The following is a 14,589-nucleotide window of genomic DNA, read 5'->3' on the forward strand; positions in this document are numbered from 1 at the left end:
GAAGTCCCGGGGGTCCCGTGCCGAGGCCATTGGTACAGGGCCCCGGGCATGTACCCCGCACAGAGCGGGGAGTGTCAGGCTCCGACCGATGTCACTCAAAAGCTCACAGAGAGGTAGGGTCGTAAGCGGTCGGGGACATCCCATACAGCTCGCCGGCGGGACAGGCCGGCGCACCAACGAGGAGATCGGTTCGTGACGATCCGCGTAGGCATCAATGGTTTTGGCCGAATTGGCCGTAACTACTTCCGGGCTCTTCTCGAGCAGGGAGCGGACATCGAGATCGTCGGTGTCAACGACCTGACGGACAACGCCACCCTGGTGCACCTGCTCAAGTACGACACCATTCTGGGCCGCCTCAAGGCCGAGGTCTCCCACACCGACGACACCATCACCGTCGGCGGCAACACCTTCAAGACCTTCGCCGAGCGCGACCCCGCGAACCTCCCCTGGGGCGAGCTGGGTGCCGACATCGTCATCGAGTCCACCGGCATCTTCACGAAGAAGGCCGACGCCGCCAAGCACCTCGCGGCCGGCGCGAAGAAGGTCCTCATCTCGGCCCCGGCCAAGGACGAGGACATCACCATCGTGATGGGCGTCAACCAGGACAAGTACGACGCGGCCAAGCACCACGTCATCTCCAACGCCTCCTGCACCACCAACTGCGTGGCGCCGATGGCCAAGGTCCTCGACGAGAACTTCGGCATCGTCAAGGGCATGATGACGACGGTCCACGCCTACACCAACGACCAGCGCATCCTGGACTTCCCGCACTCGGACCTGCGCCGCGCCCGCGCCGCCGCCGAGAACATCATCCCGACCTCCACCGGTGCCGCCAAGGCCACCGCGCTGGTCCTGCCGCAGCTCAAGGGCAAGCTCGACGGCATCGCCATGCGCGTCCCGGTCCCGACCGGCTCGGTCACCGACCTCGTACTGGAGCTCGACCGCGAGGTCACCAAGGACGAGATCAACGCCGCCTTCCAGAAGGCCGCGGAGGGCCAGCTCAAGGGCATCCTCGACTACACCGAGGACGCGATCGTCTCCTCCGACATCGTGAACTGGCCGGCCTCCTGCACCTTCGACTCCTCCCTGACCATGGTCCAGGGCAAGCAGGTCAAGGTCGTCGGCTGGTACGACAACGAGTGGGGCTACTCCAACCGACTCGTCGACCTCACCGTCTTCGTCGGCGGTCAGCTCTAAGGCCGTCAGATCCCAAAAGCGTAGGGCAAGGCAATAGGCAACACGATGTGAGCACAGGGTCCGCTCGGCGCGATGAGGCGCCGTTCGGGCCCTGTTGCTTGCCTGGCCCTCCCCTCCTCGCCCACCGGGCGAAGGTCTCCCAAGGAGTAGGAAACACATGAAGACGATCGACGAACTGCTCGCCGAGGGCGTGGCCGGCAAGCGGGTATTCGTCCGCGCGGACCTCAATGTTCCGTTGGCGAACGGCGAGATCACCGACGACGGCCGCATCCGCGCCGTCCAGCCGACCATCGAGAAGCTCGCCGAGGCCGGCGCCCGCGTGGTCGTCGCCTCGCACCTGGGCCGCCCCAAGGGCGCCCCGGACCCGGCGTTCTCGCTGGCCCCGGCCGCCAAGCGGCTCGGCGAGCTGCTCGGCACGGAGGTGGCCTTCGCCACCGACACCGTCGGCGCCTCCGCCAAGGAGACCGTCGCGGCCCTCGCCGACGGCCGGGTCGCGGTCCTCGAGAACCTGCGCTTCAACGCCGGCGAGACCTCGAAGGACGACGCCGAGCGCGGCGCCTTCGCGGACCAGCTCGCCGAGCTGGCCGACGTCTACGTCGGCGACGGCTTCGGCGCCGTCCACCGCAAGCACGCCTCGGTCTTCGACCTGCCCGCGCGCCTCCCGCACGCGGCCGGCTACCTCATCGCCACCGAGGTCGGCGTCCTGAAGAAGCTGACCGCCGACGTCAAGCGCCCCTACGTGGTCGTCCTCGGCGGCGCCAAGGTCTCCGACAAGCTCGCCGTCATCGACGAACTCCTCGGCAAGGCCGACCGCATCCTCATCGGCGGCGGCATGGCCTACACCTTCCTCAAGGCCAAGGGCCACGAGGTCGGCATCTCCCTGCTCCAGGAAGACCAGCTGCCCAAGGTCACGGAGTACATGGAGCGCGCCGAGAAGACCGGCGTCGAGCTGGTCCTGCCCGTCGACGTCCTGGTCTCCGCCGACTTCCCGGACCTCAAGGGCAAGACCCCGGCCGTCTTCGAGACGGTCGACGCGGACAAGATCCCCGCGGACAAGGAGGGCCTGGACATCGGCCCCAAGACCCGTGAGCTGTACGCTTCGAAGATCGCCGACGCCGAGACCGTCTTCTGGAACGGCCCGGTCGGCGTCTTCGAACACCCCGACTACGCGGGCGGTACCACCGCCGTCGCGCAGGCCCTCGTCGACAGCCGGGCCTTCACCGTGGTCGGCGGTGGCGACAGCGCCGCCGCGGTCCGCATCCTCGGCTTCGACGAGAACGCCTTCGGTCACATTTCCACCGGTGGTGGCGCCAGCCTCGAATACCTCGAGGGCAAGACGCTCCCCGGCCTCGCCGCCCTGGAGGGCTGAACCCCCATGACCACTGTCAACGGCCGCACCCCGCTGATGGCGGGCAACTGGAAGATGAACCTCAACCACCTCGAGGCCATCGCCCACGTCCAGAAGCTCGCCTTCGCCCTCGCCGACAAGGACTACGACGCCGTCGAGGTCGCGGTGCTCCCGCCCTTCACCGACCTGCGCTCGGTGCAGACCCTGGTCGACGGCGACAAGCTGAAGATCAAGTACGGCGCCCAGGACATCTCGGCGCACGACTCCGGCGCCTACACCGGCGAGATCTCCGGCCCGATGCTGTCGAAGCTGAGCTGCACCTTCGTCGCCGTCGGCCACAGCGAGCGCCGCCAGTACCACGGCGAGACCGACGAGGTCTGCAACGCCAAGGTCAAGGCCGCCTACCGCAACGGGATCACCCCGATCCTGTGCGTCGGCGAGGGCCTGGACGTCCGCAAGGCCGGCAACCAGGTCGCGCACACCCTGGCGCAGGTCGACGGCGGCCTCCAGGGCGTCCCGGCCGAGCAGGTCGAGTCCATCGTGATCGCGTACGAGCCGGTCTGGGCGATCGGCACCGGCGAGGTCGCCACCCCCGAGGACGCGCAGGAGGTCTGCGGTGCGATCCGCGGCCGCCTCGCGGAGCTGTACTCCCAGGAGCTGGCCGACAAGGTCCGCATCCAGTACGGCGGCTCGGTCAAATCCGGCAACATCGCCGCGATCATGGCCCAGCCCGACGTGGACGGCGCCCTGATCGGCGGCGCGGCGCTGGACGTGGACGAGTTCGTCAAGATCGTCCGCTTCCGCGACCAGTGAGTATGCGGTAGGGCCGATCCGTCGTACCCTTGCGGGGGCCGGGGGCCGCGTACGCGCGGCAGCCGGCCCCCGCTTCCTCCAGCAAGCCCAGAAAGTAGGAATCAGCCGTGGTTATGGGGTTCTCGGTCGCCCTGATCGTCTTCAGCGCTCTGCTGATGCTGCTCGTGCTGATGCACAAGGGCAAGGGTGGCGGCCTTTCCGACATGTTCGGCGGCGGCATGCAGTCCTCGGTCGGAGGCTCCTCCGTGGCCGAGCGCAACCTCGACCGCATCACGGTCGTCGTCGGCCTGCTGTGGTTCGCCTGCATCGTCGCGCTCGGCCTGCTCATGAAGTCCAACGGCTCCTGACGGTTCTGGCCATTCGGGCCGTCCCGCCGGCTGCGCCCGGCCTATCATGAGGGCCTGCGTCCGCGCCTGGAGCGAGTAACTCCGGTTGCTGGACGCGCGTTGGGCCTTACGTAGACTGGGGCGCCCGCAGCGGACATCCCGCACGCTCCGCGGCACCATCACGCAGGGAGTTACGACCGTGGCAAGTGGCAACGCGATTCGTGGAAGTCGGGTCGGAGCCGGGCCGATGGGCGAGGCCGAGCGCGGTGAATCCGCGCCGCGCCTGCGCATCTCCTTCTGGTGCTCGAACGGGCACGAGACGCAGCCCAGCTTCGCCAGCGACGCGCAGGTGCCGGACACCTGGGACTGCCCGCGCTGCGGGTTCCCGGCCGGCCAGGACCGGGACAACCCGCCCGCGCCGCCGCGCACGGAGCCGTACAAGACGCACCTCGCGTACGTCCGCGAGCGCCGCACCGACGCCGACGGCGAGGCCATCCTCGCCGAGGCCCTCGCCAAGCTCCGCGGCGAGATCTGAGCCCGCCCGTCCCAGCACGACGCGCCGCGCTCGAGAGCGACTCGGGGCCCGGCCCGCGGGAGAACGAATCCCGTGGGCCGGGCCCCTTTGTGTGCGTTGTCCCCCTTCCGATCCCTTAGGTTGGACGCTGGCGGGGCACAACAGGACGGAAGAAGTGGGTTGATGTCCGAGATGAACGCAGACAGCCGTACGAGGCTCAACCGGACGCCCGAGTGGCACGCACTCGGCAAGCACCGGGAAGAGCTGGGGCAGACGCATCTGCGGGAGCTGTTCGAGTCGGACCCGGACCGGGCCACCGGCTACACGCTGCGGGTCGGGGACCTGTACATCGACTACTCGAAGCACCTCGTGACCGACGAGACGCTCGGGCTGCTGCGCGAACTGGCCGCCGCCACCGGCGTGGCCGAGCTGCGCGACGCCATGTTCCGCGGCGAGAAGATCAACGTGACGGAGGACCGCGCGGTCCTGCACACCGCGCTGCGCGCCCCCCGGGAAGCCGTCGTCGAGGTCGACGGCGAGAACGTCGTCCCCGGCGTGCACGAGGTCCTCGACAAGATGGCGGCCTTCTCCGGCCAGGTCAGGTCGGGGGAGTGGACCGGCTTCACCGGCAAGCGCATCAAGAACGTGGTCAACATCGGCATCGGCGGCTCCGACCTCGGCCCCGCCATGGCGTACGAGGCGCTGCGCGCCTTCTCCGACCGCGACCTGACCCTGAAGTTCGTCTCCAACGTGGACGGCGCCGACCTCCACGAGGCCGTGCGCGAGCTCGACCCCGCGGAGACCCTGTTCATCATCGCCTCGAAGACCTTCACCACCATCGAGACCATCACCAACGCCACCTCGGCGCGGGAATGGCTGCTCGCGGGGCTGGGCGGCGACCAGGCAGCCGTGGCACGGCACTTCGTGGCCCTGTCCACCAACGCCGAGAAGGTCACCGGGTTCGGCATCGACCCGGCCAACATGTTCGGCTTCTGGGACTGGGTCGGCGGACGTTACTCCTTCGACTCCGCCATCGGCCTCTCCCTGATGATCGCCATCGGCCCGGACAACTTCCGCGAGCTGCTCGGCGGCTTCCACGCCATGGACGAGCACTTCCGCACCGCGCCGGTGGAGGCCAACGCCCCCTTCCTGCTGGGCCTGTTGGGCATCTGGTACGGGGCCTTCTTCGACGCGCAGTCGCACGCGGTGCTCCCGTACAGCCACTACCTCTCCCGTTTCCCCGCCTACTTGCAGCAGCTCGACATGGAGTCGAACGGCAAGTCCGTGGACCGGGACGGCAATCCGGTGGACTGGCAGACCGGCCCGGTGGTGTGGGGCACGCCCGGCACCAACGGACAGCACGCCTACTACCAGCTGATCCACCAGGGCACCAAGATGATCCCGGCGGACTTCATCGGCTTCGCCCGCCCGGTGGCGGAGCTCCCGCCGGCGCTGGCGGCCCAGCACGACCTGCTGATGGCGAACTTCTTCGCCCAGACGCAGGCCCTGGCCTTCGGCAAGACCGCCGAGGAGGTCCGCGCGGAGGGCGTCGCCGAGGAGCTCGTCCCGCACAAGACCTTCCGGGGCAACCACCCGACGACGACGATCCTCGCGGGTGAACTGACCCCGTCGGTGCTGGGCCAGCTCATCGCCCTCTACGAGCACAAGGTGTTCGTCCAGGGCGCGGTGTGGAACATCGACTCCTTCGACCAGTGGGGCGTCGAACTCGGCAAGGTCCTCGCCAAGCGCGTGGAGCCGGCGCTGACCGGGGGCTCGCACGTGGAGGGCCTCGACCCGTCGACGCGGGCGCTGGTGGCCGCGTACCGGGAGCTGCGCGGCCGTGGCTGACCCGGCCTGACGCACGGGGAAGGGCCCCGCACCGGACAGGATCCGGTGCGGGGCCCTTCGCGCTCGCCGTCCGTCCGGCTCAGGCGGAGGCCGGGGGGTACAGACCGGCGGGCAGCTTGGCCGCCGCCGCGCGGTCCAGCAGCCACAGGGTGCGGCTGCGGCCGTACGCCTCCGCGGCCGGGGCCTGCACCCCGCCGGCGCCGCCGAGGGCGATGGCGACCGCTCCCGCCTTGTCCTCGCCGGCCGCCAGCAGCCAGACCTCGCGGGCCGCGCGGATCGCCGGAAGGGTGAGCGAGACGCGCGTCGGCGGCGGCTTCGGGGCGCCGTGGACGCCGACGACCGTGCGCTCGGTCTCCCGGGCGGCCGGGTGCTCGGGGAACAGGGACGCCACGTGGGTGTCCGGGCCCACGCCCAGCATCAGCACGTCGAACGTGGGGACCGGGCCGTGGTCCTCGGGCCCGGCGGCCTTCGCCAGCTCGGCGGCGTACGCGGCCGCGGCGGCGTCCACGTCGTCGCCGTACGGGCCGTCGGAGGCGGGCATCGCGTGCACGCGGGCCGGATCCACGGGGACGGCGTCCAGCAGCGCCTCGCGGGCCTGGACGTGGTTGCGCTCGGGGTCGTCGGCGGGGACGTAGCGCTCGTCGCCCCACCAGAGGTCGATCCGGGACCAGTCGACCGCGTCCCGCGCGGGGGCGGCGGCGAGGGCCGCGAGCAGGCCGTTGCCGTTGCGGCCGCCGGTCAGGACGACCGAGGCGCTGCCGCGGGCGGCCTGCGCGTCCACGATCTTCGTGATGAGCCGGGCCGCCGCGGCCTGGGCCATCAGCTCCTTGTCCCGGTGGACGACGACCTGGGGAGTCGTCATACCCATGTGCTGCCGCCTTCTTGGTAGTTCTGGGGTGGTCGCGGTACGGAGCGGAACCCGGGCCGCCCCCGACCCCGCCCGTGGGGGCGCGGGGTCGGGGGCGGCCGGGGTGTTACTTGGCCGCCGCCCGCTTGGACGGCTTGGCCGCGGGCTTCGCCGGGGCCGGGGCGTCGGCCCCGGTGGCGGAGTCCGCCGGAGCCGGGGCGTCGGCCGGGGCGTCCGCCTCGGCGGCAGCCGGCTCGGCCGGAGCGGTGGACGCCGCGGCCAGACGGGTGACGCCGAACTTCAGGGACGCCTCGTACGTGTTGTCCGGGTCCAGCCGGCGCAGCTCCTCCGCCAGCAGCTCCGCCGTGTCGCGGCGCTTGAGCGCCACCGCGCGGTCCGGCTGCCCCGGCATGCACAGCGTCGCCAGCGCGCCGTCCGCGCGGTCCAGGACGATCGCGCCGTCCTTGGTCTCCAGGCGTACGGCCGTCAGTCCGGGCCCGTCCGACAGGGTCCGCTTGACGGGGACGCCGAGGCGGTCCGCCAGCCACATGGCCAGCAGTTCGCAGCTCGGGTTCTCGTCCTCGCCCTCGACGGTCGCGGAGACCACCGAGACCGTCTGCTGGTCGAGCGCGGCGGCCAGCATGGAGCGCCACGGGGTGATCCGGGTCCACGACAGGTCGGTGTCGCCCGGCGCGTACGCCTCTGCCCGCAGGCCGAGGGCCCCGATGGGGTCCTCCGAGCAGTACGTGTCCGTGATCCGGCGCTGTCCCAGCGCGCCCAGCGGGTCGCCCGCCAGGTCGGCCGGAGCGCCCTGCGGCCACCAGACGACCACGGGGGCGTCCGGCAGGAGCAGCGGGAGCACGACCGACTGGGCGTGGTTGACCAGTTCACCGTGCAGGCGCAGTACGACCGTCTCCCCGGTGCCCGAGTCCGCTCCGACGCGCAGCTCCGCGTCGAGGCGGGGGTCGCGGCGGCTGCGCGGGGAGCGACTGACGCGCTTGACCACGACGACGATCCGCGAGGGGTGTTCGTGGGACGCGTCGTTCGCCGACTTGAGCGCGTCGTACGCGTTCTCTTCGTCGGTCACGATCACCAGCGTGAGGACCATGCCGATGGCCGGCGTGCCGATGTCCCGGCGTGCCTGCACCAACGCGGCGTTGATCTTGCTGGAGGTGGTCTCCGTGAGGTCGATCTTCATGGCCGGCGCCAGCTCCGTCCGTCTCGTGCGAGCATCTCGTCCGCCTCGACCGGCCCCCACGTGCCCGCCGGGTACTGCGCGGGCTTGCCGTGCTTGTCCCAGTACTCCTCGATCGGGTCGAGGATGTTCCAGGACAGCTCGACTTCCTGGTGACGCGGGAAGAGGTTCGCGTCGCCGAGGAGGACGTCGAGGATGAGCCGCTCGTAGGCCTCGGGGCTGGACTCCGTGAAGGACTCGCCGTAGGCGAAGTCCATCGTGACGTCCCGGACCTCCATGGAGGTGCCCGGCACCTTCGAGCCGAAGCGGACCGTCACGCCCTCGTCCGGCTGGACCCGGATGACCAGGGCGTTCTGCCCCAGCTCCTCGGTCGCGCCCGACTCGAAGGGCAGGTACGGGGCCCGCTTGAAGACCACCGCGATCTCGGTCACCCGGCGGCCCAGGCGCTTGCCCGTGCGCAGGTAGAACGGGACGCCCGCCCAGCGGCGGTTGTTGATCTCCAGCCGGATGGCCGCGTAGGTGTCGGTCTTCGACTTGGGGTCGATGCCGTCCTCTTCGAGGTACCCGACGACCTTCTCGCCGCCCTGCCAGGCCGCCGAGTACTGGCCGCGCACGGTGTGCTTGCCGAGGTCCTCGGGGATCTCGACGGCGCTGAGCACCTTCAGCTTCTCCGCCACCAGGGCCTTGGGGTGGAAGGAGCCGGGCTCCTCCATCGCGGTGAGCGCCAGCAGCTGGAGCAGGTGGTTCTGGATGACGTCGCGGGCCGCGCCGATGCCGTCGTAGTAGCCGGCCCGGCCGCCGATGCCGATGTCCTCGGCCATGGTGATCTGGACGTGGTCGACGTACGACCGGTTCCAGATCGGCTCGAACATCGTGTTGGCGAAGCGGAGCGCCAGGATGTTCTGGACGGTCTCCTTGCCGAGGTAGTGGTCGATCCGGAAGACCTCGTCACGCGGGAAGACCTCGTGGACGACCTGGTTGAGCTCTTCCGCGCTCTTCAGGTCGTGGCCGAAGGGCTTCTCGATGACGGCGCGCCGCCAGGAGCCCTCCTTCTGGGCCAGCCCGTGGTTCTTGAGCTGCTGGACCACCTTGGGGAAGAACTTCGGCGGGACCGACAGGTAGAAGGCGAAGTTGCCGCCGGTGCCCTGGGCCTTGTCGAGTTCTTCTATGGTCGACTTGAGCGTCTCGAAGGCCGCGTCGTCGTCGAACTCGCCCTGGACGAACCGGCAGCCCTGCACCAGCTGCTGCCAGACCTCCTCGCGGAAGGGGGTGCGCGAGTGCTGCTTGACGGCCTCGTACACCTCCTGGGCGAAGTCCTCGTCCTGCCACTCGCGGCGGGCGAAACCGATCAGCGAGAAGCCCGGGGGCAGCAGGCCGCGGTTGGCGAGGTCGTAGACGGCGGGCATGAGCTTCTTGCGCGACAGGTCACCCGTAACGCCGAAAATGACCAGGCCGGACGGCCCCGCGATGCGCGGGAGCCGCCGGTCCTGTGCGTCACGAAGCGGGTTCGCTCCGTTTACCGACAAAATACTCAGTCCTCCGCGGGGGCGAGGCGCGTCAGCTCCGCCTCGGTCGACTTCAGCAGGTCGTTCCAGGACGCCTCGAACTTCTCGACGCCTTCGTCTTCCAGCAGCTGCACCACATCGTCGTACGAGATGCCGAGCTTCGCGACCGCGTCCAGCTCGGCGCGCGCCTGCTCGTAGGTGCCGCGGATGGTGTCGCCGGAGACCTCGCCGTGGTCGGCGGTGGCCTCCAGGGTGGCCTCGGGCATGGTGTTGACGGTGCCGGGGGCGACCAGGTCCACCACGTACAGGGTGTCCTTGTACGCCGGGTCCTTGACGCCGGTCGAGGCCCACAGCGGGCGCTGCTTGTTCGCCTGCGCCTTGTCCAGGGCCGCCCAGCGCTCGCCGCCGAAGACCTCTTCGTAGGCCTGGTAGGCCAGACGGGCGTTGGCGAGGGCCGCCTTGCCCTTCAGGGCCTTGGCCTCGTCGGTGCCGATGGCGTCGAGGCGCTTGTCGATCTCGGTGTCCACGCGGGACACGAAGAAGGAGGCGACCGAGTGGATCTTGGAGAGGTCCAGGCCGGCGGCCTTCGCCTTCTCCAGGCCCGCCAGGTAGGCGTCCATGACCGCGCGGTAGCGCTCCAGCGAGAAGATCAGCGTGACGTTGACGCTGATGCCCCGGCCGATGACCTCGGTGATCGCCGGCAGGCCGGCCTCGGTCGCCGGGATCTTGATGAGCGTGTTCGGGCGGTCCACCAGCCAGGCGAGCTGCTTGGCCTCGGCGACGGTCGCCAAGGTGTCGTGCGCCAGGCGCGGGTCGACCTCGATGGACACGCGGCCGTCCTGGCCGTCGGTCGAGTCGAAGACCGGACGCAGGATGTCGGCGGCGTCCCTGACATCCGCCGTCGTGATCATGCGGATGGCCTCGTCGACGGTGACCTTGCGGGCGGCGAGGTCGGCGAGCTGCTGCTCGTAACCGTCACCGCTGCTGATCGCCTTCTGGAAGATCGACGGGTTGGTGGTGACACCGACCACGTGCTGCTGGTCGATGAGCTCGGCGAGGTTGCCGGACGTGATGCGCTTGCGGGACAGGTCGTCCAGCCAGATCGCCACGCCCTCGTCGGAGAGGCGCTTGAGTGCGTCTGCCATCAGAATTACATCTCCTACTGGTTCAGGTACCGGTCTTCAGCGCGCGGCGGCGATGGAGGCCTTGGCGGCTGCGGTCACGGCTTCGGCGGTGAGGCCGAACTCGCGGAACAGGACGGCGCCGTCGGCCGAGGCACCGAAGTGCTCCAGCGAGACGATCCGGCCCGCGTCCCCGACGTAACGGTGCCAGGTCAGGCCGATGCCGGCCTCGACCGCGACTCGCGCCTTCACCGACGGCGGCAGGACGCTGTCCTTGTACTCCTGGGTCTGCTCCTCGAACCACTCGACGGAGGGCATCGAGACCACGCGCGCCGGGACGCCCTCGGCCTGCAGGGCCTCGCGCGCGGCGACGGCGAGCTGGACCTCGGAGCCGGTGCCGATGAGGACGACCTGGGCGTCGCCCCCTTCGGCTTCGAACAGCACGTAGCCGCCCTTGGCCGCGTCCTCGTTGCGCTCGTACGTGGGAACGCCCTGGCGGGTGAGGGCCAGGCCGTGCGGGGCGCCCTTGCCGTACACCTTGGTGTGGCGCTTGAGGATCTCGCGCCAGGCGATGGCGGTCTCGTTCGCGTCCGCCGGACGGACGACGTTCAGACCCGGGATGGCGCGCAGCGAGGCGACGTGCTCGACCGGCTGGTGCGTCGGGCCGTCCTCGCCGAGGCCGATGGAGTCGTGCGTCCACACGTACGTCACCGGCAGGTGCATCAGCGCGGACAGGCGGACGGCGTTGCGCATGTAGTCGGAGAACACCAGGAAGGTGCCGCCGTAGATGCGGGTGTGGCCGTGCAGGGTGATGCCGTTCATCACGGCGGCCATCGCGTGCTCGCGGATGCCGTAGTGGATGGTGCGGCCGTAGGGGTCGGCCTCCGGCAGCGGGTTGCCCACCGGCAGGAACGAGGAGTTCTTGTCGATGGTGGTGTTGTTGGAACCGGCCAGGTCGGCCGAGCCGCCCCACAGCTCCGGGATGACCGCGCCGAGGGCTTCGAGGACCTTGCCGGAGGCCGCGCGGGTGGCGACGCCCTTGCCGGTCTCGAAGACGGGGAGCTTGTCCTCCCAGCCCTCCGGCAGCTCGTTGGCCTCGATGCGGTCGAAGGCGGCGGCGCGCTCGGGGTTGGCGGTGCGCCAGGCGGAGAAGTCCTTCTCCCAGGCGGCGCGGGCGTCACGGCCCCGGTCGACCAGGCCGCGGGTGTGGCCGAGGACCTCGTCGGAGACCTCGAAGGTCTGCTCCGGGTCGAAGCCGAGCACGCGCTTGGTCGCGGCGACCTCGTCGTCGCCGAGGGCCGAGCCGTGGGCGGCCTCGGTGTTCTGGGCGTGCGGCGCGGGCCAGGCGATGATCGAGCGGGCCGCGATGAAGGACGGGCGGCCGGTCTCGGCCTTGGCGGCCTGGAGGGCGGCGAACAGGGCCTTCGGGTCGAGGTCGCCGTTCTCCTGCTGCTCGACGCGCTGGACGTGCCAGCCGTACGCCTCGTAGCGCTTGAGGGTGTCCTCGGAGACGGCCGTCTCCGTGTCACCCTCGATGGAGATGTGGTTGTCGTCCCACAGCAGCACCAGGTTGCCGAGCTTCTGGTGGCCGGCCAGCGCGGACGCCTCGTGGGAGATGCCCTCCTGGAGGCAGCCGTCGCCCGCGATCGCGTAGACCATGTGGTCGAACGGGGACGTGCCCTCGGCGGCCTCGGGGTCGAACAGGCCGCGCTCGTAGCGGGCGGCCATGGCCATGCCCACCGCGTTGGCGACGCCCTGGCCCAGCGGGCCGGTGGTGGTCTCCACGGCGGCCGTGTGGCCGTACTCCGGGTGGCCGGGGGTCTTGGAGCCCCAGGTGCGGAAGGCCTTGAGGTCGTCCAGCTCCAGGCCGAACCCCCCGAGGTAGAGCTGGGTGTAGAGCGTCAGGGACGAGTGCCCCGCGGAGAGCACGAAACGGTCACGCCCGACCCACTGGGGGTCCGAGGGGTCGTGCCGCATGACCTTCTGGAAAAGCGTGTACGCGGCGGGGGCCAGGCTCATCGCCGTACCGGGGTGTCCGTTCCCGACCTTCTGGACCGCGTCGGCGGCCAGGATGCGGGCGGTGTCGACGGCCCGCTGGTCCAGTTCGGTCCACTCGAGCTCTGGGGTGGTCGGCTTGGTGCTCACCGTTGGTCAGGGCTCCTCTCCACATGTTGTTTTGCCGGTGACGAACGGTGACACCGGCGCGATTCCGAGCCTACCCCCGCCAGGGCGTGCGGCTATTCGAGTGCACGCAGTGCGTCGCGGTCCCGCTGTCCGCCGTTCACCTGGGATCCGCCCCCGGTGATCTTGCCGGCGGTCCGATCGGCTCAACACGAGGCGACCCCCGCGCGGGGCGAGGTAAGAGCTACGTCTACAGTGGCGTGGTACGCGCAAGCCTTTACCGAGCCTTCATTTGCTGGAGGCATCGCTTCGGAAGCTTGCTGGATTCTCTCTCAGGGGTGTGCGTGACGGCCGTCGAATCCCGTCCAGCGGGGGTGCTCGGGACGAGCCCCGGTCACCGGCCGTTCGGGGCCCGGGTCATGGCTTTCGTGGCTTTGACCAAGCCGCGGATCATCGAACTTCTGCTGATCACCACAGTGCCGGTGATGTTCCTCGCGGAGCAGGGCGTGCCGTCGCTGTGGCTGGTGCTCGCCACCTGCTTCGGCGGTTACCTGTCCGCGGGCGGCGCCAACGCGCTGAACATGTACATCGACCGCGACATCGACGCGCTGATGGACCGCACGTCCCAGCGCCCGCTGGTGACCGGCATGGTGAGCCCGGCCGAGTGCCTGGTGTTCGGCATCTCGCTCGGCGTCGTCTCGACGCTGTTCTTCGGGCTGCTGGTCAACTGGCTGTCGGCCGCCCTCGCGCTCGGCGCGCTCCTCTTCTACGTCGTCGTCTACACGATGCTGCTGAAGCGGCGCACCGCGCAGAACATCGTCTGGGGCGGGATCGCCGGCTGCATGCCGGTGCTCATCGGCTGGTCGGCGGTGAAGAACGAGGTCTCCTGGGCCGCCGTCATCCTCTTCCTGGTCATCTTCTTCTGGACGCCGCCGCACTACTGGCCGCTGTCCATGAAGGTCAAGGACGACTACGCGCGGGTCGGCGTGCCGATGCTGCCGGTGGTGGCGGGCAACAAGGCCGTGGCGCGTCAGATCGTCCTCTACAGCTGGGTGATGGTGGCGGTCTCGCTGCTGCTGACCCCGCTGGGGTACACGGGCTGGTTCTACACCTCGGTCGCGCTGCTGGCCGGCGGCTGGTGGCTGTGGGAGGCGCACGCGCTGAGCGCCCGGGCCAAGGCCGGGGTGACGGGCGCGAAGCTCAAGGAGATGCGGCTGTTCCACTGGTCGATCACCTATGTGTCGCTCCTCTTCGTCGCCGTGGCCGTGGATCCCTTCCTCCGCTGATTACTCGCCGGTAGCATGCCGTCCATGGCAGAGACCGCAGACACCGCAGACACCTCCGGGGCCGCAGCGCCCGCGGACAAGAAGCACAGCCGCACGGCCGCGAAGCTGGCCCGGCAGATCGGCGCGTTCGCCAAGCAGCACGGCGGCGCCGAGGGCCAGCTCGCGTACATCGGCCAGGCCGGGACCCGGATCGTCCTGGTGGGCGCCGACGGCGGCTGGGGCGACCTGGTGGCCCCGACGTACGCCGTGGCCCGGCTCGCCGCCGAACAGGCCGGGCTGACGCTCCACGAGGAGTTCGACGGGGAGTTCGCCGCCCGGGTGAAGACCGGCCCGTACGAGTGGACCCGGATGGCCGGAATCCAGATCGGCGGCCCCGCCAACCCGGCCGCCTGATCCTCGAACACCGCGGTCGGTCAACAGAGCGGGCAATACTTCACACCCCGCTCACCCGTTAGGACGTGCGGAAGC

At 70.1% G+C, this 14,589-nt stretch carries 13 protein-coding genes; 8 read left to right on the top strand and 5 right to left on the bottom strand.

The window, feature by feature from the left end:
• Positions 1-192 precede the first annotated feature (192 nt).
• The 6 genes from gap (at position 193) to pgi (ending at position 6,046) form a co-directional block, all read left to right on the top strand.
• Positions 193-1,197 (top strand): type I glyceraldehyde-3-phosphate dehydrogenase, encoded by a 1,005-nt coding sequence (gene gap / locus ABD973_RS24575; protein WP_125594314.1) that lies wholly within the window; start codon positions 193-195, stop codon positions 1,195-1,197.
• Positions 1,198-1,354: 157 nt separating this feature from the next.
• Positions 1,355-2,566, top strand: a complete 1,212-nt coding sequence (locus ABD973_RS24580) for a phosphoglycerate kinase (RefSeq protein ID WP_125820756.1) — start codon at positions 1,355-1,357, stop codon at positions 2,564-2,566.
• A gap of 6 nt (positions 2,567-2,572) precedes the next feature.
• A complete protein-coding gene (gene tpiA, locus ABD973_RS24585) occupies positions 2,573-3,358 on the top strand; it encodes a triose-phosphate isomerase (RefSeq protein ID WP_125594316.1) in 786 nt (261 codons plus the stop codon).
• 113 nt (positions 3,359-3,471) lie between these two features.
• The gene (gene secG / locus ABD973_RS24590; RefSeq protein ID WP_125594341.1) at positions 3,472-3,705 is read left to right on the top strand and encodes a preprotein translocase subunit SecG; all 234 of its coding nucleotides are present in this window, start codon (positions 3,472-3,474) and stop codon (positions 3,703-3,705) included.
• 178 nt (positions 3,706-3,883) lie between these two features.
• Positions 3,884-4,219, top strand: coding sequence for an RNA polymerase-binding protein RbpA (locus ABD973_RS24595; protein ID WP_007263454.1), 336 nt, complete (start codon positions 3,884-3,886; stop codon positions 4,217-4,219).
• 171 nt (positions 4,220-4,390) lie between these two features.
• A complete protein-coding gene (gene pgi / locus ABD973_RS24600; RefSeq protein WP_125823935.1) occupies positions 4,391-6,046 on the top strand; it encodes a glucose-6-phosphate isomerase in 1,656 nt (551 codons plus the stop codon).
• Between the two features lie 79 nt (positions 6,047-6,125).
• Here the strand turns inward: pgi and pgl are convergent, their stop codons facing one another.
• The 5 genes from pgl to tkt all read right to left on the bottom strand — a co-directional run bounded on the left by pgl (position 6,126) and on the right by tkt (position 12,859).
• The gene (gene pgl, locus ABD973_RS24605; protein ID WP_125594317.1) at positions 6,126-6,908 is read right to left on the bottom strand and encodes a 6-phosphogluconolactonase; all 783 of its coding nucleotides are present in this window, start codon (positions 6,906-6,908) and stop codon (positions 6,126-6,128) included.
• A 112-nt stretch (positions 6,909-7,020) separates the two neighbouring features.
• Complete coding sequence (gene opcA / locus ABD973_RS24610) at positions 7,021-8,091, bottom strand: glucose-6-phosphate dehydrogenase assembly protein OpcA (protein ID WP_125820755.1); 1,071 nt, start codon at positions 8,089-8,091, stop codon at positions 7,021-7,023.
• Positions 8,088-9,617, bottom strand: coding sequence for a glucose-6-phosphate dehydrogenase (zwf, locus tag ABD973_RS24615; protein ID WP_042803143.1), 1,530 nt, complete (start codon positions 9,615-9,617; stop codon positions 8,088-8,090). The genes opcA and zwf overlap by 4 nt, the downstream gene beginning before the upstream one ends.
• Positions 9,618-9,619: 2 nt before the next feature.
• On the bottom strand, positions 9,620-10,738 hold the full coding sequence (gene tal, locus ABD973_RS24620; protein WP_345502137.1) for a transaldolase: 1,119 nt from the start codon (positions 10,736-10,738) through the stop codon (positions 9,620-9,622).
• A gap of 36 nt (positions 10,739-10,774) precedes the next feature.
• Positions 10,775-12,859: a transketolase gene (tkt, locus tag ABD973_RS24625; RefSeq protein ID WP_125594320.1), complete on the bottom strand. Its 2,085-nt coding sequence runs from the start codon at positions 12,857-12,859 to the stop codon at positions 10,775-10,777.
• A gap of 320 nt (positions 12,860-13,179) precedes the next feature.
• Here tkt and ABD973_RS24630 point away from each other — a divergent pair, with 320 nt between their 5' ends.
• Both ABD973_RS24630 and ABD973_RS24635 read left to right on the top strand, forming a co-directional pair.
• Positions 13,180-14,121, top strand: a complete 942-nt coding sequence (locus tag ABD973_RS24630) for a heme o synthase (protein WP_125820753.1) — start codon at positions 13,180-13,182, stop codon at positions 14,119-14,121.
• Between the two features lie 24 nt (positions 14,122-14,145).
• Positions 14,146-14,514 carry a hypothetical protein gene (locus ABD973_RS24635; protein WP_125820752.1) on the top strand — a complete coding sequence of 123 codons (369 nt, stop codon included), beginning with the start codon at positions 14,146-14,148 and terminating at the stop codon, positions 14,512-14,514.
• The last annotated feature ends 75 nt before the right edge of the window (positions 14,515-14,589 follow it).

The sequence above is a fragment of the Streptomyces racemochromogenes genome, from assembly GCF_039535215.1.
In the GTDB taxonomy this organism is placed as follows: Bacteria; Actinomycetota; Actinomycetes; order Streptomycetales; family Streptomycetaceae; genus Streptomyces; species Streptomyces racemochromogenes.

Coding starts and splice junctions, on each gene's coding strand:
- ABD973_RS24580 (WP_125820756.1), top strand. CDS start 1,355: ATGAAGACGATCGACGAACTGCTCGCCGAGGGCGTGGCCGGCAAGCGG.
- tpiA (WP_125594316.1), top strand. CDS start 2,573: ATGACCACTGTCAACGGCCGCACCCCGCTGATGGCGGGCAACTGGAAG.
- secG (WP_125594341.1), top strand. CDS start 3,472: ATGGGGTTCTCGGTCGCCCTGATCGTCTTCAGCGCTCTGCTGATGCTG.
- pgi (WP_125823935.1), top strand. CDS start 4,391: ATGAACGCAGACAGCCGTACGAGGCTCAACCGGACGCCCGAGTGGCAC.
- pgl (WP_125594317.1), bottom strand. CDS start 6,908: ATGACGACTCCCCAGGTCGTCGTCCACCGGGACAAGGAGCTGATGGCC.
- opcA (WP_125820755.1), bottom strand. CDS start 8,091: ATGAAGATCGACCTCACGGAGACCACCTCCAGCAAGATCAACGCCGCG.
- tal (WP_345502137.1), bottom strand. CDS start 10,738: ATGGCAGACGCACTCAAGCGCCTCTCCGACGAGGGCGTGGCGATCTGG.
- ABD973_RS24635 (WP_125820752.1), top strand. CDS start 14,146: ATGGCAGAGACCGCAGACACCGCAGACACCTCCGGGGCCGCAGCGCCC.